The organism is Sorangium aterium, from assembly GCF_028368935.1.
GTDB classification, from domain to species: domain Bacteria; phylum Myxococcota_A; class Polyangia; order Polyangiales; family Polyangiaceae; genus Sorangium; species Sorangium atrum.
This window is the reverse complement of the sequence record NZ_JAQNDK010000003.1, coordinates 1,723,529-1,739,606: the sequence shown is the minus strand read 5'-3', so window position 1 is coordinate 1,739,606 and position 16,078 is coordinate 1,723,529. Positions and strand designations below refer to the sequence as shown.

The following is a 16,078-nucleotide window of genomic DNA, read 5'->3' as shown; positions in this document are numbered from 1 at the left end:
TCGCCACCGGGATCTCGGCCCGGCTACCTCGCTGGTTTGCTCGAGCTGGCCGGCTGCCGCACGGTGCCCGCGTGGGTCCAGCTCCGCTCCATGCCGGTCGCGAGCCAGGCCACCTCGACGCGCTCGCTCCCGAAGATCGCCGCGACGCGATCGCCCCACTGCGCGGGGGCGGGGAGCTCCACGCTCTTCTGCTCCTTGATGCTGCCGAGCGCCTCCGTGCCGACGAGGAACGTGGCGATCCCCTCGCTCGCGAACGCCGACACCGCGGTGCTCGGGACGAAGGGCGCGACCACCGCGCGCACCGTCGAGAGATCGGTCGCGCGCTCCGCGACCGCCCGCACCTCGTCGAGCGTCGACAGGACGAGCGCCACGCCGCCGGCCGCCTTGCCCTCCGCCGGCGCGGCCTGCCCCTGCTGCTCCGCGGCGGCCGCCGCGGGCGCCTCGACCGGCGCAAGGGCGGCGCGCCCGGGTGCCCCGACCGCCGCGTGTCCGTTCACCTTCGGCACGCCGGCGAGCACGTCGAGCGTCAGCGGCCCCTTCCACGGCACCGCCGCGGGCGCCGGCGGCGGCTTCTTCGTGCTCACCTGCTCCCCCTTCTTGTCGCGGAGGATCAGCACGTCGTCGGTCGGAAGCGCCCGCGGCACGGTCACCCGCACCGGCCGCTTGAACGACCGCGGATCGCCGACCGCGCCCGTGGCCACCGCGTAGGCGAGGGTCTCCGCCGAGGCCACGACGAACGACGGCGCCCCGGCGATGCGCGGCTCCGGATCCGCCGTGCGCAGCGACAGGCTGCCGGGCGGCGGCGGGTAGATCTCCGACGTGACGACGCGCCTGTCCGGCTCGACGATGCGCGCGCCCGTCGCGACGAGATCGACGAGCGCGCCCGACTGCGCGAGCACCTCGAGCACCTGCCGCGACGGCGGCGCGACGAGCAGGTCGAGCCGCGACGGGACGCGCTTCGACTTGAGCAGCAGCGCGGCCGCGAGCATGTCGCGCAACGTCACGCCGGAGTCGCCGCCGAGGACGACCTGCGCCACGGGCTTGCCGGCGAGATCGCGGACGGGCCGGACCACGCCCTCCTCGTCCATGAGCAGCGGATCGACCGTGCCGAGATCGATCGAGACGACCTCCTCGCACGGCGCGCCCGGGTCAGGCACGAGCGCGCGGTGGGCCTTCGACCGGCGCTGATCGCGGAGGAAGACCTCCGTCTTCTCGTCGCTCACGAACAGCGCCGCCGCCGCGCCGACCTGCGGCGCGATGCCGCAGAGCACCGCGCGGTCGCCCACGGAGAGGAGCCGCGCGCTCGGCCCGGCGAACTCGAGGATCACCGGCGCGTGGTGCTCGCCTTCGATGCGGCGCACCACCTCGTCGAGGTTCCTGCGGAGCAGCTCGAGGGCGACGTCCCTGGCGCAGACGAAGGGCCGCACCCTGCCCGAGAGGTGGATCTGCACGCTGCGGGGCGGCCGGAGCCAGACCGAGCCCGTGGCGAGCGCCTGCCCGAGCTGGCTCGGCGAGACGACGAGCGACAGCATGCCGATGCCGCCGACGGTCGTGAGGCGCGGGTCGTCCGTGAGGGCGAGCCGCGCCGGCGCCGCGAAGCGCTCCAGGTGAACCGGCGCAGGGAAGCCGATGCCGGGCCGCGCGATCGGGATGTTGTAGGTCGGGAACTCGGGCGACACCGAGTGCGGGCTGCCCTCGTCGATATCCGCGAGCGAGCTCGCGTCGGCCACGCAGGTGCCGTCGTAGGCGACGGCGACTTCGACCGGCGTCTTCTTCATGCCCGTGGCGATGGCCTCGGCCAGCGCGCGCGACGGCGCCCTGGAGAGGATCACCTGGTCGACCTTGACCTGGACGAGATCACCGCGCAGCTGAGGATCCGCCGCCCGCCCGGCGAGGATCTTCTGGGGCATCGTGCGGGGGGGATCCCCGGCTCGAGCACGCATAGATGTTGGGCCGTCCTTGTTTTTCTTGATGAGATGGCGGGTACGGCGCACGCCGCTCCCGACCACGTTTGACGTCGGCCCCCCGGCGAGACGCGCCGGTGGGATCCGCCTCCGGGCCTTGCCGCGAGGCGAAAGAACGGCCGCACGTTAGCCGCTCGCCTGGACGAGGGTCAAGGCGTGCTTTGGAGCGGGCCCCCAGGGGCGGGAATCGCCCGGCTGGGACCAGGATGCAAGAGGCAAAGCGCCCGCCCGGTCCAACGTTTCGCGGCGCTTCGTCTGTCGCGTCTCGTGGCGTCGGTTGCGTCGGTTGCGTCGGTTGCGTCGGTTGCGTCGGTTGCGTCGGTTGCGCTCGTCCCGCTGGTCCGGTGGCAGGCGGCCGGATCGAGCTTTCGTGGCGCTGCGCCCGCGCTCCCTCGCGCCGATGCCGCGCAGCGCCGTCTGCCGCCGCCGCCGCGCGCGGCCGGTCGCCATCGGCTCCGCTCGCGCGCGGCCGAGCGGGTCGGGCGACGATGATGAGCGCCGGCTCTCCCGGGCTGCGGCGCGAGATGCCGGCCCAGGTTCGTTTGTTTTCCCGATCGTGCCGCGCTTGGGTAATCTCGGCGCATGTTCCAGGCCGTGCTGAAGGAAGTCGTAGAGAACACCGAGGGCGGCATCGCGACCCTTCTCATGGATTTCGAGGGGATCCCGGTCGACAGCTATTCCAAGCCGGGGGCCGCGTTCGACATCACCACCATCGGCGCGGAGTTCAGCGTCGTGTTGAAGTCGATCCAGCGCGCCGCCGAGATGCTCGACGCGGGCAATGCCGCCGAGATCGCGATCCAGGCGGAGAAGGTCACGACCCTGATCCGCGTCGTGAACAACTCGTACTTCGTGGCCTTCTCGATGACGCCCGACGCGAACATCGGCAAGGCCCGGTACCTCCTGCGCACCAAGGTGCCGGTGCTGCTGAAGGAGCTCGCCTGAGCGGCTTCAGCATCTCGGTCATCTCCGGGCCGAACCTCGATCGACTGGGCAAGCGCGAGCCAGCGATCTACGGCAAGGCCACGCTGGATGACATCCACCGCGCCGTCGAGGAGGCCGCGAAGGGCCACGGCGCCTCGGTGTCGTGCATGCAATCGAACTGCGAGGGGGAGCTCGTGACCGCGATCAGCCACGCTGGCGATCGCGGCTTCCACGGCATCCTCCTCAACGCCGGTGCCTACACGCACACCTCCATCGCGCTCTATGACGCGATCCGCGCGAGCGCGCTTCCTACCGTCGAAGTGCACATCTCCAACCCGGACGGCCGAGAGCCGTTCCGCCGTCGCTCCCGCATCGCGCCTGCGTGCATGGCGCGCGTCGCGGGCTTCGGTGCGAGCTCGTACGTCCTTGGGCTGATCGGCCTGCTCGGGCATCTGGAGAAGCTGCGATCCGACGAAAGAGGTTGAACATGCGCCGTCACTCTGGTTGAAAGGCGGCAAACATCGATGGCCGAACGTCCTTCCATGAACATCAACCTCAAGCAGTTGCGGGCGCTGGTACGCATCTTAGAGAAGCGCAACGTGAGCGACTTCGAGTTCGAGGACGAACACGTTCGCATTCGCCTCACGCGCGGAGGCGTCATCCCGCAGGGCGCGGCGCAGCACCTCGCGCCCGCCGCCTTCCAGATCCACAGCGCGCCGGTCGCCGCGCCGGCTGCGCCGCCCGCGGCGGCGCCTGCGCCGGCTGCAGCGCCGGCGGCCCCGGCCGCGCCCGCGGCGGCGAGCGACGAGGGGATCTCGTATGTGACGTCGCCGTTCGTCGGCACGTTCTACCGGTCGCCGTCGCCCGACGCGCCCCCGTTCGTCGATGTGGGCAGCGCGATCCGCGTGGGTCAGGCGCTCTGCATCATCGAGGCGATGAAGCTGATGAACGAGATCGAGGCGGACTCTCCGGGCACGATCGTCGAGATCCTCGTCGACAACGGCAAGCCGGTCGAGTTCGGGCAGCGTCTCTTCAAGGTGCGGAGCAGCTAGCGCTGCCCGGGCGAGGGTGCCGTGTTCCAGAAGATCCTGATCGCCAATCGCGGCGAGATCGCGATGCGTGTCATCCGCGCCTGCCGCCTGCTCGGCATCCGCACGGTCGCCATCCACTCCGAGGCGGACGCCGCGGCGCTGCACGTCCGGTTCGCGGACGAGGCCGTGTGCGTCGGCCCTGCCGAGGCGTCGAAGAGCTACCTCAACATCCCGCAGATCATCGCGGCCGCGGAGGTCACGGGCGCCGACGCGATCCATCCGGGCTACGGGTTCCTCTCGGAGAACGCGAAGTTCGCCGAGCTTTGCAAGAAGTGCCGCCTCACCTTCATCGGGCCGACCGCGGAGGCGATGCGGACCTGGGGCGACAAGGTGTCCGCGCGCGAGGTCGCCAAGCGCTTCGGCATCCCCATGCTCAGCGGCACGGGCGTGCTCAAGAGCGCGGCGGACGCGGCCGAGCAGGCCGAGCGCGTCGGCTATCCGGTGATCCTGAAGGCCTCCGGCGGCGGCGGCGGCAGGGGCATGCGCATCGTCCGCGAGGCCGGCGAGGTGCAGCGCTCGTTCGAGATCGCGACGCAGGAGGCCCTGAGCGGCTTCAAGAACCCGGACGTCTACCTCGAGCGCTACGTCGAGGCGCCGCGCCACATCGAGTTCCAGGTGCTCGCGGATCAGCACGGGGGCGTGTGGACGCTCGGCGAGCGCGAGTGCTCGCTCCAGCGCCGGCACCAGAAGGTGATGGAGGAGTCGCCCAGCCCGGCGATGGACAACGAGAAGCGCTCCCGGATGGGCGACATCATCAGGGGCGCGATCCTCGAGACCGGCTACACCGGCCTGGGCACGCTCGAGTTCCTGATGGATGAGCGGGGCGAGCTCTTCTTCATGGAGATGAACACCCGCGTCCAGGTCGAGCACCCGGTCACCGAGATGGTGACCGGCGTCGATCTGGTCGCGCAGCAGATCCTCGCCGCTGCTGGCGAGCGGCTCTCGCTGCCCGACACGCGGCCCTGGAGCTTCCGTGGCCACGCCATCGAGTGCCGGATCAACGCCGAGGACGCGCGCTCGTTCGTGCCGTGGCCGGGCCTCATCACCGAGTACCACTCGCCCGGCGGCGTCGGGATCCGCGTCGACTCCGGCGTGTACGGCGGTTTCCGCGTGCCGAGCTCCTACGACTCGCTGGTGGCCAAGGTGATCGCGCACGGCGCGAACCGGGCCGAGGCGATCGCCAGGCTCCGGTGCGCGCTCGACGAGTTCATCATCGGCGGCATCCGCACGAACATCCCGCTGCACCAGGCGCTGCTGCGCGATCCAGAGGTCGTCGCGGGCAACATCTCGACGCATACGATCGAGCGCGTCGTCTCACAGGGGTTCTGACGCTCCGCGCTGCCGGCAGCCGCGTCGATGAGCGCGCAGCCGTTGCGCGTTCGTCGAGCTGACAGACGCAATCCGATTGCGATGATTGTTGCCCGAGCGACAGGTCGAAGGTGCGGCCAGGTGCTACCTTACGTCGCTCTCGAGGCCGCGTGGGCAGGCCATCGTCGGGTGAGCGAACCCTCCTTGAAATAGAAAGCATTTGCCGCGGGTATGGAAGCGAACGCTGGAGTGCAGGCTGACTTCTCTTCGTGGGTGCAGGCGACCTCGGATGCCTCCGAGCTCGAGCTCGGGCTCCCTGGTTTCGGCTACGCCGACCTCTTCGACCCCGCGAAGCTCGCCGAGCTGACGGAGCGCTTCGAGGAGTATTTCCACGCGGCGGACGAGGGCGCCTACGCGCGCTTCGACGCGTACCGGGCCTCGCTGCGCGCGGCGCAGGCGGAGGCCTCCGGCGCGGAGGGCGGCGGCGCGGGACGGCCCGCGCTCACGCCGGAGCAGGTCTCGGAGGCGCTCCTCGCGGCGGCGCCCCACGTCGGCCGCTTCGTGGCGATGCTCTTCCGGGTCGAGCGGGAGACGCAGGCGCAGATCGACGCGACCCTCGAGCGGAGCGCGCTCTGGGACTTCAAGCGCGAGTTCTCGAAGAAGCGCCTGTTCAAGCCGAACCCGGGGAAGGCGTGGCGGGGCACGCACGTCGAGGCGGCGCACGCGGCGCGGCGGTCGCTCGCGGCCGTGGGCGCGCCTGCGAGCGCGCTCGACGGCGGCTCCGCCGCGGAGGAGCTCGCGATCGCGCGCGCGACGCTCGCCCTGATCGAGGTCGACGAGATCGCCCGCAAGGCCGCCAAGGCCGGCGGCGCGAAGTGGACGGACGAGCTGCGCGAGCGGGCGGCGAAGGTGCGCGCGGCGCTGCGGGAGGACCAGGCGCTCGCCGAGAGCGTGGCGCCGGCGGTGGCGGTCGCCGGCGCGGAGCCGACGGAGGCCGAGGACGGGGCGGTCGTGGCGCTCGCGCTCGACGCCGTCGAGGCGTGGCTCGCGGCGCGTCGCGCGGACGAGCACGATCCGGCGCGGCGGTGGCCGACGCTGAAGGCGCCGCGCACGCTGGACTACCAGGAGCTCGTCCAGCTGCAGAGAAAGGGCGCGAACGGCAGCCCGGGCTCGGCCGAGCTCCTCGTCGGCCCCGAGCACGAGCGGAGGGATCGCGACGGCTTCGCGCTGACCGACCGCCGCGCGCCGCCGCGCGAGGTCGAGAGCCAGGTCGACTATTGCCTCTTCTGCCACGATCGCGACAAGGACTCGTGCTCGAAGGGCCTGCGCGACAACAAGACCGGGGCGATCAAGGCGAACCCGCTCGGCGTCGAGCTGAACGGCTGCCCGCTCGACGAGAAGATCAGCGAGATGCACACCATGCGGGGGCGGGGCGAGTCGATCGCCGGGCTCGCGCTCGTCTGCGTCGACAACCCGATGTGCCCCGGCACCGGTCACCGCATCTGCAACGACTGCATGAAGGCGTGCGTCTTCCAGAAGCAGGAGCCGGTGGACATCCCGCAGATCGAGACCGCGGTGCTCACGGACGTGCTGTCGCTCCCGTGGGGCCTCGAGATCTACGGGCTCCTCACGCGCTGGAACCCGCTCGACGCGCTGCGGCCGCACGCGCTGCCGTACAACGGCAAGAACGTGCTCGTCGTCGGCCTCGGCCCGGCCGGCTACACGCTGTCGCACCACCTCACGCGGCAGGGCTTCGCATGCGTGGCGATCGACGGGCTGAAGATCGAGCCGCTGCCCGTCGAGCTCACGGGCGACGAGTCGCGCCCGCCGCGCCCGGTCAAGGATTTCAAGCGGCTCTACACGGAGCTCGACGAGCGCGTCCTCCTCGGCTTCGGCGGGGTGAGCGAGTACGGGATCACGGTGCGATGGGACAAGAACTTCCTCACCGTCCTGTACGTTACGCTCGCCCGACAGCGGCTGCTGCGGATCTACGGCGGCGTGCGGTTCGGCGGGACGATCGATCTCGACGACGCCTTCCGGCTCGGGTTCCACCACGTCGCGATCGCGGCGGGCGCGGGGCGTCCGACGATCATCCCGCTCAAGAACAACCTCGCGCGCGGCATCCGCAAGGCGTCGGACTTCCTGATGGCGCTCCAGCTGGCCGGGGCCTACAAGCGCTCGGCGCTCGCGAACCTCCAGGTGCGCCTGCCGGCGGTGGTGATCGGCGGCGGCCTCACGGCGATCGACACCGCGACGGAGCTCGCCGCGTACTACGTCGTGCAGGCCGAGAAGACGGCCGATCGGCTCGATGCGCTGGTCGCGGAGCGCGGAGAGGCGGCCGTCCTCGCGATGTTCGACGAGGAGGAGCGGGAGTTCCTGGCCGAGCAGCGGCGCCACGCGGAGGAGATCCGCGACGAGCGCGCGCGCGCCGCGCGCGAGGGGCGCCCGCCGCGCTTCCAGGGCCTGATCGACGCGTGGGGAGGCGTCTCGCTGGTCTACCGGAAGCGGCTCATCGATTCGCCGGCGTACCGGCTGAACCACGAGGAGGTCGCCAAGTCGCTCGAGGAGGGGATCCGCTACGTCGAGAACCTCGCCCCGGTCGAGGCGGTGCTCGACGAGCGCGGGTGCGTCTCCTCGCTCGTCTTCGATCGGCAGGAGATCGTGGACGGCAAGTGGCGGAGCGCGGGGCAGGCGGTCTCGATCCCCGCCCGCACCGTGTGCGTCGCGGCCGGGACGAGCCCCAACGTCACGTACGAGAAGGAGCGCCCGGGCTCGTTCGTGTTCGACAAGTGGCGGCAGTTCTTCCAGCCGCACCGCGCCTACGTCGACGAGGGCGGCGCGCTCAAGGTGGAGCCGGCCAAGCCGCGGGAGGGCTTCTTCACGAGCTACAACGACGGCGAGCACGCGGTGAGCTTCTACGGCGACAACCACCCCCACTACGCGGGGAGCGTCGTGAAGGCGATGGCGAGCGCCAAGGACGCGTACCCGTCCGTCGTCGCGCTGTTCCGCCACGACATCGCCCGGCTCGGCGAGGAGCCGCAGGCCGCGCGCGACGCGCGGCGGCGCGACCTCTTCGCCCGCCTCGATCACGACCTCGGCGCGGTGGTCGAGCGGGTCCAGCGGCTCACGCCGACGATCGTCGAGGTGGTCGTGCGCGCGCCCGCGGCGGCGCGGAAGTTCGAGCCCGGGCAGTTCTACCGGCTGCAGAACTACGAGGTGCGCTCGCCCGTGATCCGCGGCACGCGGCTCGCGATGGAGGGCCTCGCGCTCACGGGCGCGTGGGTCGACAAGGAGAAGGGGCTGCTGTCGCTCATCGCGCTCGAGATGGGCGCGTCCTCGCGCCTGCTCGCCGCGCTGCGCCCGGGCGAGGAGGTCGTCGTGATGGGGCCGACCGGGACGCCCACGGACATCCCCGAGGGAGAGACGGTGCTGCTCGCCGGCGGCGGGCTCGGCAACGCCGTCCTGTTCTCGATCGCGAAGGCGCTCAAGGCGCGCGGCGCCCGCGTGATCTACTTCGCCGGCTACAGGCGGGGCGAGGATCTCTTCAAGCAGGACGAGATCGAGGTGGCGACCGACCAGGTCATCTGGTGCACGGACGGCGGCGCCGAGGTCACCCCGCGGCGCGCGACCGACCGCCACTTCCGCGGCAACATCGTCCAGGCGATGCGGGCCTACGCCGAGCGCCAGTTCGGCGGTGAGCTGGCGGCCCTCTCGGAGGTCCGGCGCATCATCGCGATCGGCTCGGACAAGATGATGAACGCCGTGCGCGAGGCGCGGCACGGCGTGCTGGCGCCGCACCTGGATCCGAAGCACGTGGGCATCGCGAGCATCAACTCGCCGATGCAGTGCATGATGAAGGAGGTCTGCGCGCAGTGCCTCCAGCGGCACGTGGACCCGGAGACGGGCAAGGAGACGCTGGTCTTCTCGTGCTTCAACCAGGACCAGCTCATCGACCACGTCGACTTCAAGAACCTCGCCGCGAGGCTCCGGGCCAACACGGTGCAGGAGAAGCTGTCGAACGCCTGGCTCGATCACCTGCTGGCCGAGCGCCCCACGCTCCGGCACGTGTGACGTCGGCTCCGGGGCCTCGGCGATCCGAGGCCTCGCCGCCGCGGCACGTGGGAAGGCGGCCTCGGCGGCGTCTCGTCGACGTCTCGTCGACTCGATGCGCCCGAGGCCGCGCATGGGGTGGGCGCGCGCGGCGGGCGCTTGCGCTCAGCTGCCCGCGGGCAGCTTGATCTTCGGCTCCTTGGGGTGGCGCCGGTACAGCAGGATCGTCCGCCCCAGCGTCTGCGCGACCGCGGCGCGGAGCTTCTCGGAGAGGGAGTCCGCGACGTCGTCCAGCTCGTCCGGGCACTCGGTGCCCAGGCGTATCTTCACGAGCTCGTGCCGCTCCAGGGCGGCGTCGACGGCCGCGACGACGCCGTCGGTCAAGCCGGCCTTGCCGAGCTGCACGACCGGGTCGAGGTGATGCCCCAGCGCGCGGAGGTGGCGGCGCTGCTTTCCTGTCAGATCCAAAGCGTTCGGCCTTTCTTGAGGCGCTCGCGCGACTCGGGCGCTCGATGGTCGATGGGACGTCCCTGTCGCGGTCGCGCGCGCGGTCATACTGGCCTCCGGGCCGAGCGAAAAGGGCGCGCCGCGCGGGCTCGGGCTCGGGCTCTTCGCGCAACGCCCGGATCGCCCAGGCCCGGAGCCGGAAAACCGGAGGATGCAGCCTGCGTGGGTAGCACGTGGGTTTGCGTGGGTAGATGTGCGACACGGACCAGCGGGGCGCAAGCGGGCGGAGCTCTCAGCGGGCCAGGGCCGCTCTGGGTTTTGCTTGACGTGGCAGTGCAACAGGCATCCCCTTGATCTAGCGGCCGGGAGCTCGATGGGGGGATCGAGCGCTCGGATCGACACCGACATGGGCTCATCGAGCGAGCGAGATTCGGTAGCGGGGCAGGACGCCGAGCTCCCTCGGCTGGACGAGGGAGCGAACCCTATCGAGCTCACGGTCCATGACGAGGTGAGCCCCTGTCCGTACCTGCCCGAAGCCGAAGCCCGGATGCCGCTGCGCGTGCCCATCCGCCCGCTCACCCGTGCGGAGTTCGACCAGAGGCTCGTCGCGGGCAACCGTCGCCATGGCAAGCTGCTCTACCGCACCCAGTGCCCCTCGTGCCGCGCGTGCGAGCCGATCCGGATCGTCGTTCGTGAGTTCGTCCCCGGCCGCACGCAGCGCCGGGTGCTCCGCCGTGGAGAGCGCGTGGTGGACGTGGAGATCGGCCCGCCCGTGACCACGCGAGAGAAGATCATCCTGTACAACCGGCACAAGCACGGCCGGGGGTTGATGCGCGACGACGGCCCGCTCGGCGCCGCGGGGTACGAGGCGTTCCTCGTGGACAGCTGCTGCGAGACGTTCGAGATGCGCTATCGCGTCGGCGGCCGTCTCGTCGGGGTCGCCGTCGTGGATCGGGGGCAGGATTCCCTGTCCGCGGTCTACTCTTTCTATGAGCCCGAGCTGGAGCCGCTGAGCCCCGGTGTCTTCTCGATCCTGAAGCAGCTCGAGCTGTGCCGCTCCTGGGGCCTCCGCTACCTGTACCTCGGCCTGTACGTCGAGCGCTGCTCGCGGCTTGTCTACAAGGCGCAGTACCTGCCGCACGAGCGGCTCATCGATGGCCGCTGGCGGCGCTTCGAGCGGCAGCCGCGCGCGGCGCCATGACAGGAGCACGTCGCTGAATTTTGCGAGCGTGCCGCCCGGCGTCTCGTGGCAAGGACGTACCCATGTGGAATCGCGCTCTCGCTTTCACCTCGTGCGCTGTGCTCTGGGCTCTGCTCGTCGTCGCGTGCGGCGACACGAGGCCGATCTTCGACGCCGTCGGGGGCGCCGGGGGCGCCGGCTCGTCGGCGGGCGGGGAGGGCGGAGCAGGCGCCGGATCGTCCGGCGGCGGCGGTGAGGCCGGCGGCGGTGAGGCCGGCGGTGATGGCACGGCCGGCGGCGGCACGGCCGGCGGTGGTGGCACGGCGGGCGGCGGCGGCGGCACGGCCGGCGGTGATGGCACGGCGGGCGGCGGCGGCACGGCCGGCGGCGGGGCAGGGTAGGTAGGCCGGCGCGGCGTTGGCCGCGGGCCGGTTGTGTTCCGGCATCGCCGGGCCTAAGCCGCTCGCGTGCATCCGCTCGCAGACAAGGTCCTCGCCCGCGAGACGCGCGCGACGGCGCGGGCCTGCCGGCTCGTCGACGACCGCGTCGGCGACTATGCCGCGATCCTGAAGGATCTCTTCCCCCATACCGGCCGCGCCTGGATCCTCGGCGTGACGGGGAACCCGGGGGCAGGCAAGAGCACGCTCACGGATCGGCTGATCAGCGTGTTCCGGGGGCAGGGTCGCCGCGTCGCCGTGGTGGCGGTCGATCCCACGAGCCCGTTCACCGGCGGCGCGATCCTCGGCGATCGCATCCGCATGCAGGCCCACTTCAGCGATCCCGACGTGTTCATCCGGTCGCTGGCGACCCGGGGCGCGCTCGGCGGGCTGTCGCGCTCGGTGGTGGACGTCGTGCGGGTGCTCGACGCCTGGGGCGCGGACGTCGTGCTGGTCGAGACCGTCGGCGTCGGGCAGGACGAGCTCGAGATCACCCGGATGGCGCACACCACCCTGGTCGTCGCCGCGCCGGGGATGGGCGACGAGGTGCAGGCGATCAAGGCGGGCATCCTGGAGTGCGCCGACGTCTTCGCCGTGAACAAGGCCGACCGGGACGGGGCCGACGCGGCGGTGCGCGATCTGGAGCTCATGATCGCGCTCGGCGGAGAGGTGGCGGCGGCCTCCGGGCGGGCGCGCGGGCACAGCGCCGCGGCGCTCCACGCCCGCGCGCAGGGGGCGCCATCTCCCGGAGGAGAGCCGGTCGAAGGGCCGTGGGAGCCCGTGATCGCGCGGACCGTGGCCACACGTAACGAGGGCGTGGCGGCGCTCGTGGACAAGCTGGAGGGGCACCGAGCGTGGCTGTTCGGGACCGAGGCCGGCGCTGCGCGCCGCGAGGAGCGCCTGCGCGAAGCGATGCACGTGCAGCTCCGTGACGCGCTCACCGACGCCGCCGTCGCCGCGCTCGGCCCTGCGCTCGAGGCCGCGGTGCACGCCGTCGCGCAGCGCACGGTCGACCCCTACACGGCGTCGGAGCAGCTCGTCGCGGCCTTCCGCAGCGCTGGCGCCATCGCGCCCGGCGCCGCCGTCGCGCCCGGCGGCGGGACCTGAGCCGGCTGCCACGAGGCCGGGCGGCCGGCTCAGGTCGGGCGCCCGGTGCTACTAGTCGATGCAGCGATTCAGAGCGTCGTTCTCGTACTTACAGGACGTACTCCATTTATCATCGCGGTTGCAGACCCCGGTGTCGTCCTCGCACTCCAGGAGAGCGTCGTACTCGTCGACACAGTCGCGGCGGTCGGCGTCCACGTACCTGTGATCGTAGCGATCGAGGCAGTCGCCGTACTCGCGGTCGCTGCACCCCTCGCAGTCGCACTGGTAGTCGCAGAGATCGTCCTCCAGAGGGCTGCACGCGGCGGTGACGAGGCAAGTGAGGGCGAGGATCATGTGCGGAGCCTTCATTGGCCCAAGTTTATCCCGCGCCCTCGGCTCCAGCGCGATAAACAGCTCGCTGGGCGCTGGGCGCTGGGCGCTGGGCGCTGGGCGACGATGCGCCGCGTTCGCCTGCTTTCACCTTCCGTCGGTGCGCTCGACACCCAGCGTGTGCGCCGAGCGCGGCTGACGTTCACGGCGCGGCGCCGCGGCGCCGCGGCGGCTTGCGCCCCACGTTCTCTGCGTGAAATGCGCTCGGGCACGCGTCGCTGATCCCGCAGCCTCCGCACGCTGGCTTCTTCGCGAAGCAGATCCGGCGGCCGTGAAAGATCAGCGTGTGGGACAGCATGTCCCAGTCGCGCCGCGGGAAGAGCGCCACGAGGTCGCGCTCGATCTGCTCTGGCTTGTCGCTGGTCGTCCACCCGAGCCGCTGCGACAGGCGCTGCACGTGTGTATCGACCACGACGCCCTCCGGCGCTCCGAAGGCGACGCCGAGCACCACGTTCGCCGTCTTGCGCCCGACGCCGGGCAGCTTCACGAGCTCGGCGAGCGTCCTCGGCACCTCGCCGCCGTGCCGCTCGACGAGGCCTCGCGCGAGCCCCACGATGTTCCTCGCCTTCTGGTTGAACATGCCCATCCCGAGCCGCCGGAGGAGCGCGCCCACCTCGGCGGCGTCGGCGCTGGCGAGCGCGCGGGCGTCGGCATACGCGCCGAACAGGTGGGGTGTCACCTTGTTGACCAGCACGTCCGTCGTCTGGGCGCTGAGCACCGTCGCGACGAGGAGCTCGAACGAGGAGCGATGATCCAGCTCGCAGTGGGCGTCCGGGTGCAGCGCGCGCAGCCGCGCGAAGGTGGCCTGCGGCGCGCTCGGCGCTGCGCGCGCCGGCGTCGGCCGAGCCGCGTCGGCGACCGCCGCCTTCTCGGGCCTCGGCGCGCGCGTCTTCGCCGCCCTGAGGGCACCCCCGGGAGCCGCCTTGCTCGGCCGCTTCACCGGCGCGGCGACGCCCTCGTCTCGATGTGGACCTGCGGGATGGACAGCGGCCGACGCGGGCGGTCGGCGCGCACCCCGCCCAGTCAGGGCGAGGCCTCGCGCGCGACCGCCCTCTGCCGTCTCAGCTGACGAAGGCGCGCTTCCGCGTCTCATGCTCATCGAGGAGCTTCTCGACGCTCGCGAGCGCGTTTTCCACCGACTCCTGCACCATCTGCAGCACCGTCGTCGCCGAGCCCTTCAGCGCCTCGTAGTAGCGCTGCCGCTCGGTCGAGTGGATGATCGACGGAGGCAGGCCCGTGCGGAGCAGCAGCATGTTCATGAACAGCCTCGCGACCTTGCCGCTGTCGTTCGGGAACGGATAGACCCGCAGCAGATCGTAGTGCGCGCGCGCGGCGATCCGGATGCCGTTCCGCGTCTTCCGCGTCTCGGGGTCGTTCAGCCAGTCGATGATCTGACGCACCTTGTAGGCGATCTTGTCCGGCGGAGCGTACTCGTGGAAGTAGAGCCGATGCTGGGGGATGTCCTTGCGGTATTTGACCGTCTTGAGATCCCCCTCCTCCGGATGGAGGATCAGGTACAGCTTCTTCATGCAGTCGAGCGTGAGCGGGGCCCGCTTGTTCTCGCCCTGCTCGCGCACGTACGCGATGGCCTCCTTGTGCCGCCGGATGTCATCGTACGTCGGCTGAAGGCTCGAGTCCGTGACGAGCGGCGCCGGGCCGGCGAGGGCCGCGCGCAGCTCGTCGAACGTGTAGACAACCCCTTCGAGCGCGCTGTCGTGGTAAATCCACGACATATCGAGGCTGTCGATGTAGCGCCGCCGGAAGTCCTCCGACTGCGCGTTCAACCGCTGCTCGATGATCGCGCTGCGCTCCTCGATGGTGGCTCGCCGAGGCGGCGGCAGCATCGGCAGCGGCAGGGTGACCACCCGCGGCGCCTCCCGGAGCGGGGCGCGACCCGGACGGCGCTCGATCGACGCCCCTGCGCTCTTCCCCTTCGCCCCGCCAGGCCGCGCGCTCTTCTTGTCGGCGACCGGCTTGTCGCTCGTGCGTGACGGTCTGTCGCTCGCCCGGCGCGGTCGCTCGACCTCGCTCGGCGCGGCCTGCTCCGCGACGTCCTTGAGCTTCAGCTTCTCCTTGAGCTTCGGCTTCTCCTTGAGCTTCGGCTGATCGTCGAGCCTCAGCTTCAGCTTCTTGCGGAGCTTCGTCGGCTCCGCCGCCGGCGCCGCGAGCGCCCGCTCGGAGCGCGCCGCGACCTTTCTCCTGACGAGCCTCGGCTTCGTGGCCTTGACCCGCACGAGCCTCGGCTTGGCGGCCTTGACCCGCACGAGCCTCGGCTTGGCGGCCTTGACCCGCACGAGCCTCGGCTTCGTGGCCTTGACCCGCGCGGCCTTCGTCTTCGCGGCCTTCGCTTTCCGCGCCCGCCCGGCGACCGCCCTGGTCTTCGCGGCCCTGACCTTCGCGGCCCTCGGCTTTGCGACCCTGGCGCGGGTCACCCTGGCCTTCGTGGCCTTGGCCCTCGCCGTCTTCGCCCGCGTCGCCCTGGCCTTCGCCGCCCTCGCCTTGACCTTCGTCGCCCTGGCCTTCGCCCTGGCCTTGGTCGTCCTGAGCTTGGCGGCGGTGCGCGTCGACCTGGCCTTCGTCCTGGCCGCGGCCTTCTTCGCCTTCGACGCGCTCGTTCGCTTCGCGGCCGCGCGGGTGGCCTTCTTCGCCCTCCCGACCGCCGCTTTCTTCCTCGCGCCCGTACGGGTCGTGCGCGCCGCCTTGCGCCGCGCCGGGGCAGCCGACTTGCGGGTGGTCGCCCGTTTTGTCGTGGTTTTCCGCCGCTTTGCCGCCTTCACAGCAGCGGTGCGTCGCGCAGCAGGACGAGAGGATGCGGCCTTCCGCTTCGGCTTGCGCGCGGCGGAGCGGGCGGCAGGCTTCGCCTTCCGTGTCCGCGCTGTCGAGGTTGCTCGCCTCGAGCTTGCCGCGCTGGCCTTGGTCGCTCTCTTCCGGTCTTTTTTCGAAGTTTTTCGGGTCTTCTTTGCCGCCATGGGCGTGCTTTCACACAATCGCTCAGGCTGCCCGCTGCCACGCTGCGGCGAGCTAACATACGATCGAAAAGGGCCTAATGCCGGCCAGCAGCCTAGCAATTTGAGGATTTATCCGTCAACCAGTCCGGTGCGGAAGTGGGCAGGAAGCGACATCCCGCAGCTGGATCGTCGATGATCCAGTTGACCCGGCCTGCCAGATTCCGCCGGCGGCGGTCCCGGCAGGCGTAGATCGAGG

Annotated in this window: 14 protein-coding genes; 9 read left to right on the top strand and 5 right to left on the bottom strand. The window is 71.3% G+C overall.

Annotated elements, in window-relative coordinates; translation table 11 throughout:
- Positions 1-23: 23 nt before the first annotated feature.
- Entirely contained in the window at positions 24-1,910 is a 1,887-nt protein-coding gene (locus POL72_RS30820) for an aconitase family protein (RefSeq protein WP_272099803.1), read from the bottom strand.
- A gap of 648 nt (positions 1,911-2,558) precedes the next feature.
- Here POL72_RS30820 and POL72_RS30815 point away from each other — a divergent pair.
- The 5 genes from POL72_RS30815 (at position 2,559) to POL72_RS30795 (ending at position 9,355) form a co-directional block, all read left to right on the top strand.
- Positions 2,559-2,906, top strand: a complete 348-nt coding sequence (locus POL72_RS30815) for a roadblock/LC7 domain-containing protein (protein WP_272099801.1) — start codon at positions 2,559-2,561, stop codon at positions 2,904-2,906.
- On the top strand, positions 2,903-3,370 hold the full coding sequence (locus POL72_RS30810) for a type II 3-dehydroquinate dehydratase (protein WP_272100043.1): 468 nt from the start codon (positions 2,903-2,905) through the stop codon (positions 3,368-3,370). Before POL72_RS30815 ends, POL72_RS30810 begins: the two co-directional genes overlap by 4 nt.
- 39 nt (positions 3,371-3,409) lie before the next feature.
- Positions 3,410-3,937, top strand: coding sequence for an acetyl-CoA carboxylase biotin carboxyl carrier protein (accB, locus tag POL72_RS30805; RefSeq protein WP_272099799.1), 528 nt, complete (start codon positions 3,410-3,412; stop codon positions 3,935-3,937).
- A 21-nt stretch (positions 3,938-3,958) separates the two neighbouring features.
- The gene (accC, locus tag POL72_RS30800; protein WP_272099797.1) at positions 3,959-5,305 is read left to right on the top strand and encodes an acetyl-CoA carboxylase biotin carboxylase subunit; all 1,347 of its coding nucleotides are present in this window, start codon (positions 3,959-3,961) and stop codon (positions 5,303-5,305) included.
- Positions 5,306-5,515: 210 nt separating this feature from the next.
- Positions 5,516-9,355 carry an FAD-dependent oxidoreductase gene (locus POL72_RS30795; RefSeq protein ID WP_272099795.1) on the top strand — a complete coding sequence of 1,280 codons (3,840 nt, stop codon included), beginning with the start codon at positions 5,516-5,518 and terminating at the stop codon, positions 9,353-9,355.
- Positions 9,356-9,499: 144 nt separating this feature from the next.
- On the opposite strand, the gene yhbY is transcribed toward POL72_RS30795, so the two are convergent.
- The gene (gene yhbY / locus POL72_RS30790; RefSeq protein ID WP_272099793.1) at positions 9,500-9,802 is read right to left on the bottom strand and encodes a ribosome assembly RNA-binding protein YhbY; all 303 of its coding nucleotides are present in this window, start codon (positions 9,800-9,802) and stop codon (positions 9,500-9,502) included.
- A gap of 385 nt (positions 9,803-10,187) precedes the next feature.
- On the opposite strand from yhbY, the gene POL72_RS30785 reads away from it, so the two are divergent.
- The 3 genes from POL72_RS30785 to meaB all read left to right on the top strand — a co-directional run bounded on the left by POL72_RS30785 (position 10,188) and on the right by meaB (position 12,505).
- Positions 10,188-10,982, top strand: coding sequence for an arginyltransferase (locus POL72_RS30785; protein ID WP_272099791.1), 795 nt, complete (start codon positions 10,188-10,190; stop codon positions 10,980-10,982).
- 62 nt (positions 10,983-11,044) lie between these two features.
- Positions 11,045-11,362, top strand: a complete 318-nt coding sequence (locus POL72_RS30780; protein ID WP_272099789.1) for a hypothetical protein — start codon at positions 11,045-11,047, stop codon at positions 11,360-11,362.
- Between the two features lie 66 nt (positions 11,363-11,428).
- Positions 11,429-12,505, top strand: coding sequence for a methylmalonyl Co-A mutase-associated GTPase MeaB (meaB, locus tag POL72_RS30775; protein WP_272099787.1), 1,077 nt, complete (start codon positions 11,429-11,431; stop codon positions 12,503-12,505).
- Positions 12,506-12,556: 51 nt separating this feature from the next.
- On the opposite strand, the gene POL72_RS30770 is transcribed toward meaB, so the two are convergent.
- The 3 genes from POL72_RS30770 to POL72_RS51345 form a co-directional block, all read right to left on the bottom strand.
- Positions 12,557-12,838 (bottom strand): hypothetical protein, encoded by a 282-nt coding sequence (locus POL72_RS30770; protein ID WP_272099785.1) that lies wholly within the window; start codon positions 12,836-12,838, stop codon positions 12,557-12,559.
- A gap of 178 nt (positions 12,839-13,016) precedes the next feature.
- Positions 13,017-13,814, bottom strand: coding sequence for an endonuclease III (gene nth, locus POL72_RS30765; RefSeq protein ID WP_272099783.1), 798 nt, complete (start codon positions 13,812-13,814; stop codon positions 13,017-13,019).
- A gap of 121 nt (positions 13,815-13,935) precedes the next feature.
- Positions 13,936-15,168: a Fic family protein gene (locus POL72_RS51345; RefSeq protein ID WP_272099782.1), complete on the bottom strand. Its 1,233-nt coding sequence runs from the start codon at positions 15,166-15,168 to the stop codon at positions 13,936-13,938.
- Here POL72_RS51345 and POL72_RS30755 point away from each other — a divergent pair.
- Positions 15,149-16,018, top strand: a complete 870-nt coding sequence (locus POL72_RS30755) for a hypothetical protein (protein ID WP_272099780.1) — start codon at positions 15,149-15,151, stop codon at positions 16,016-16,018. The genes POL72_RS51345 and POL72_RS30755 overlap by 20 nt on opposite strands.
- Positions 16,019-16,078 lie beyond the last annotated feature (60 nt).

Coding starts and splice junctions, on each gene's coding strand:
- POL72_RS30780 (WP_272099789.1), top strand. CDS start 11,045: ATGTGGAATCGCGCTCTCGCTTTCACCTCGTGCGCTGTGCTCTGGGCT.
- POL72_RS30820 (WP_272099803.1), bottom strand. CDS start 1,910: ATGCCCCAGAAGATCCTCGCCGGGCGGGCGGCGGATCCTCAGCTGCGC.
- POL72_RS30795 (WP_272099795.1), top strand. CDS start 5,516: ATGGAAGCGAACGCTGGAGTGCAGGCTGACTTCTCTTCGTGGGTGCAG.
- accB (WP_272099799.1), top strand. CDS start 3,410: ATGGCCGAACGTCCTTCCATGAACATCAACCTCAAGCAGTTGCGGGCG.
- POL72_RS30785 (WP_272099791.1), top strand. CDS start 10,188: ATGGGCTCATCGAGCGAGCGAGATTCGGTAGCGGGGCAGGACGCCGAG.
- POL72_RS30770 (WP_272099785.1), bottom strand. CDS start 12,838: ATGATCCTCGCCCTCACTTGCCTCGTCACCGCCGCGTGCAGCCCTCTG.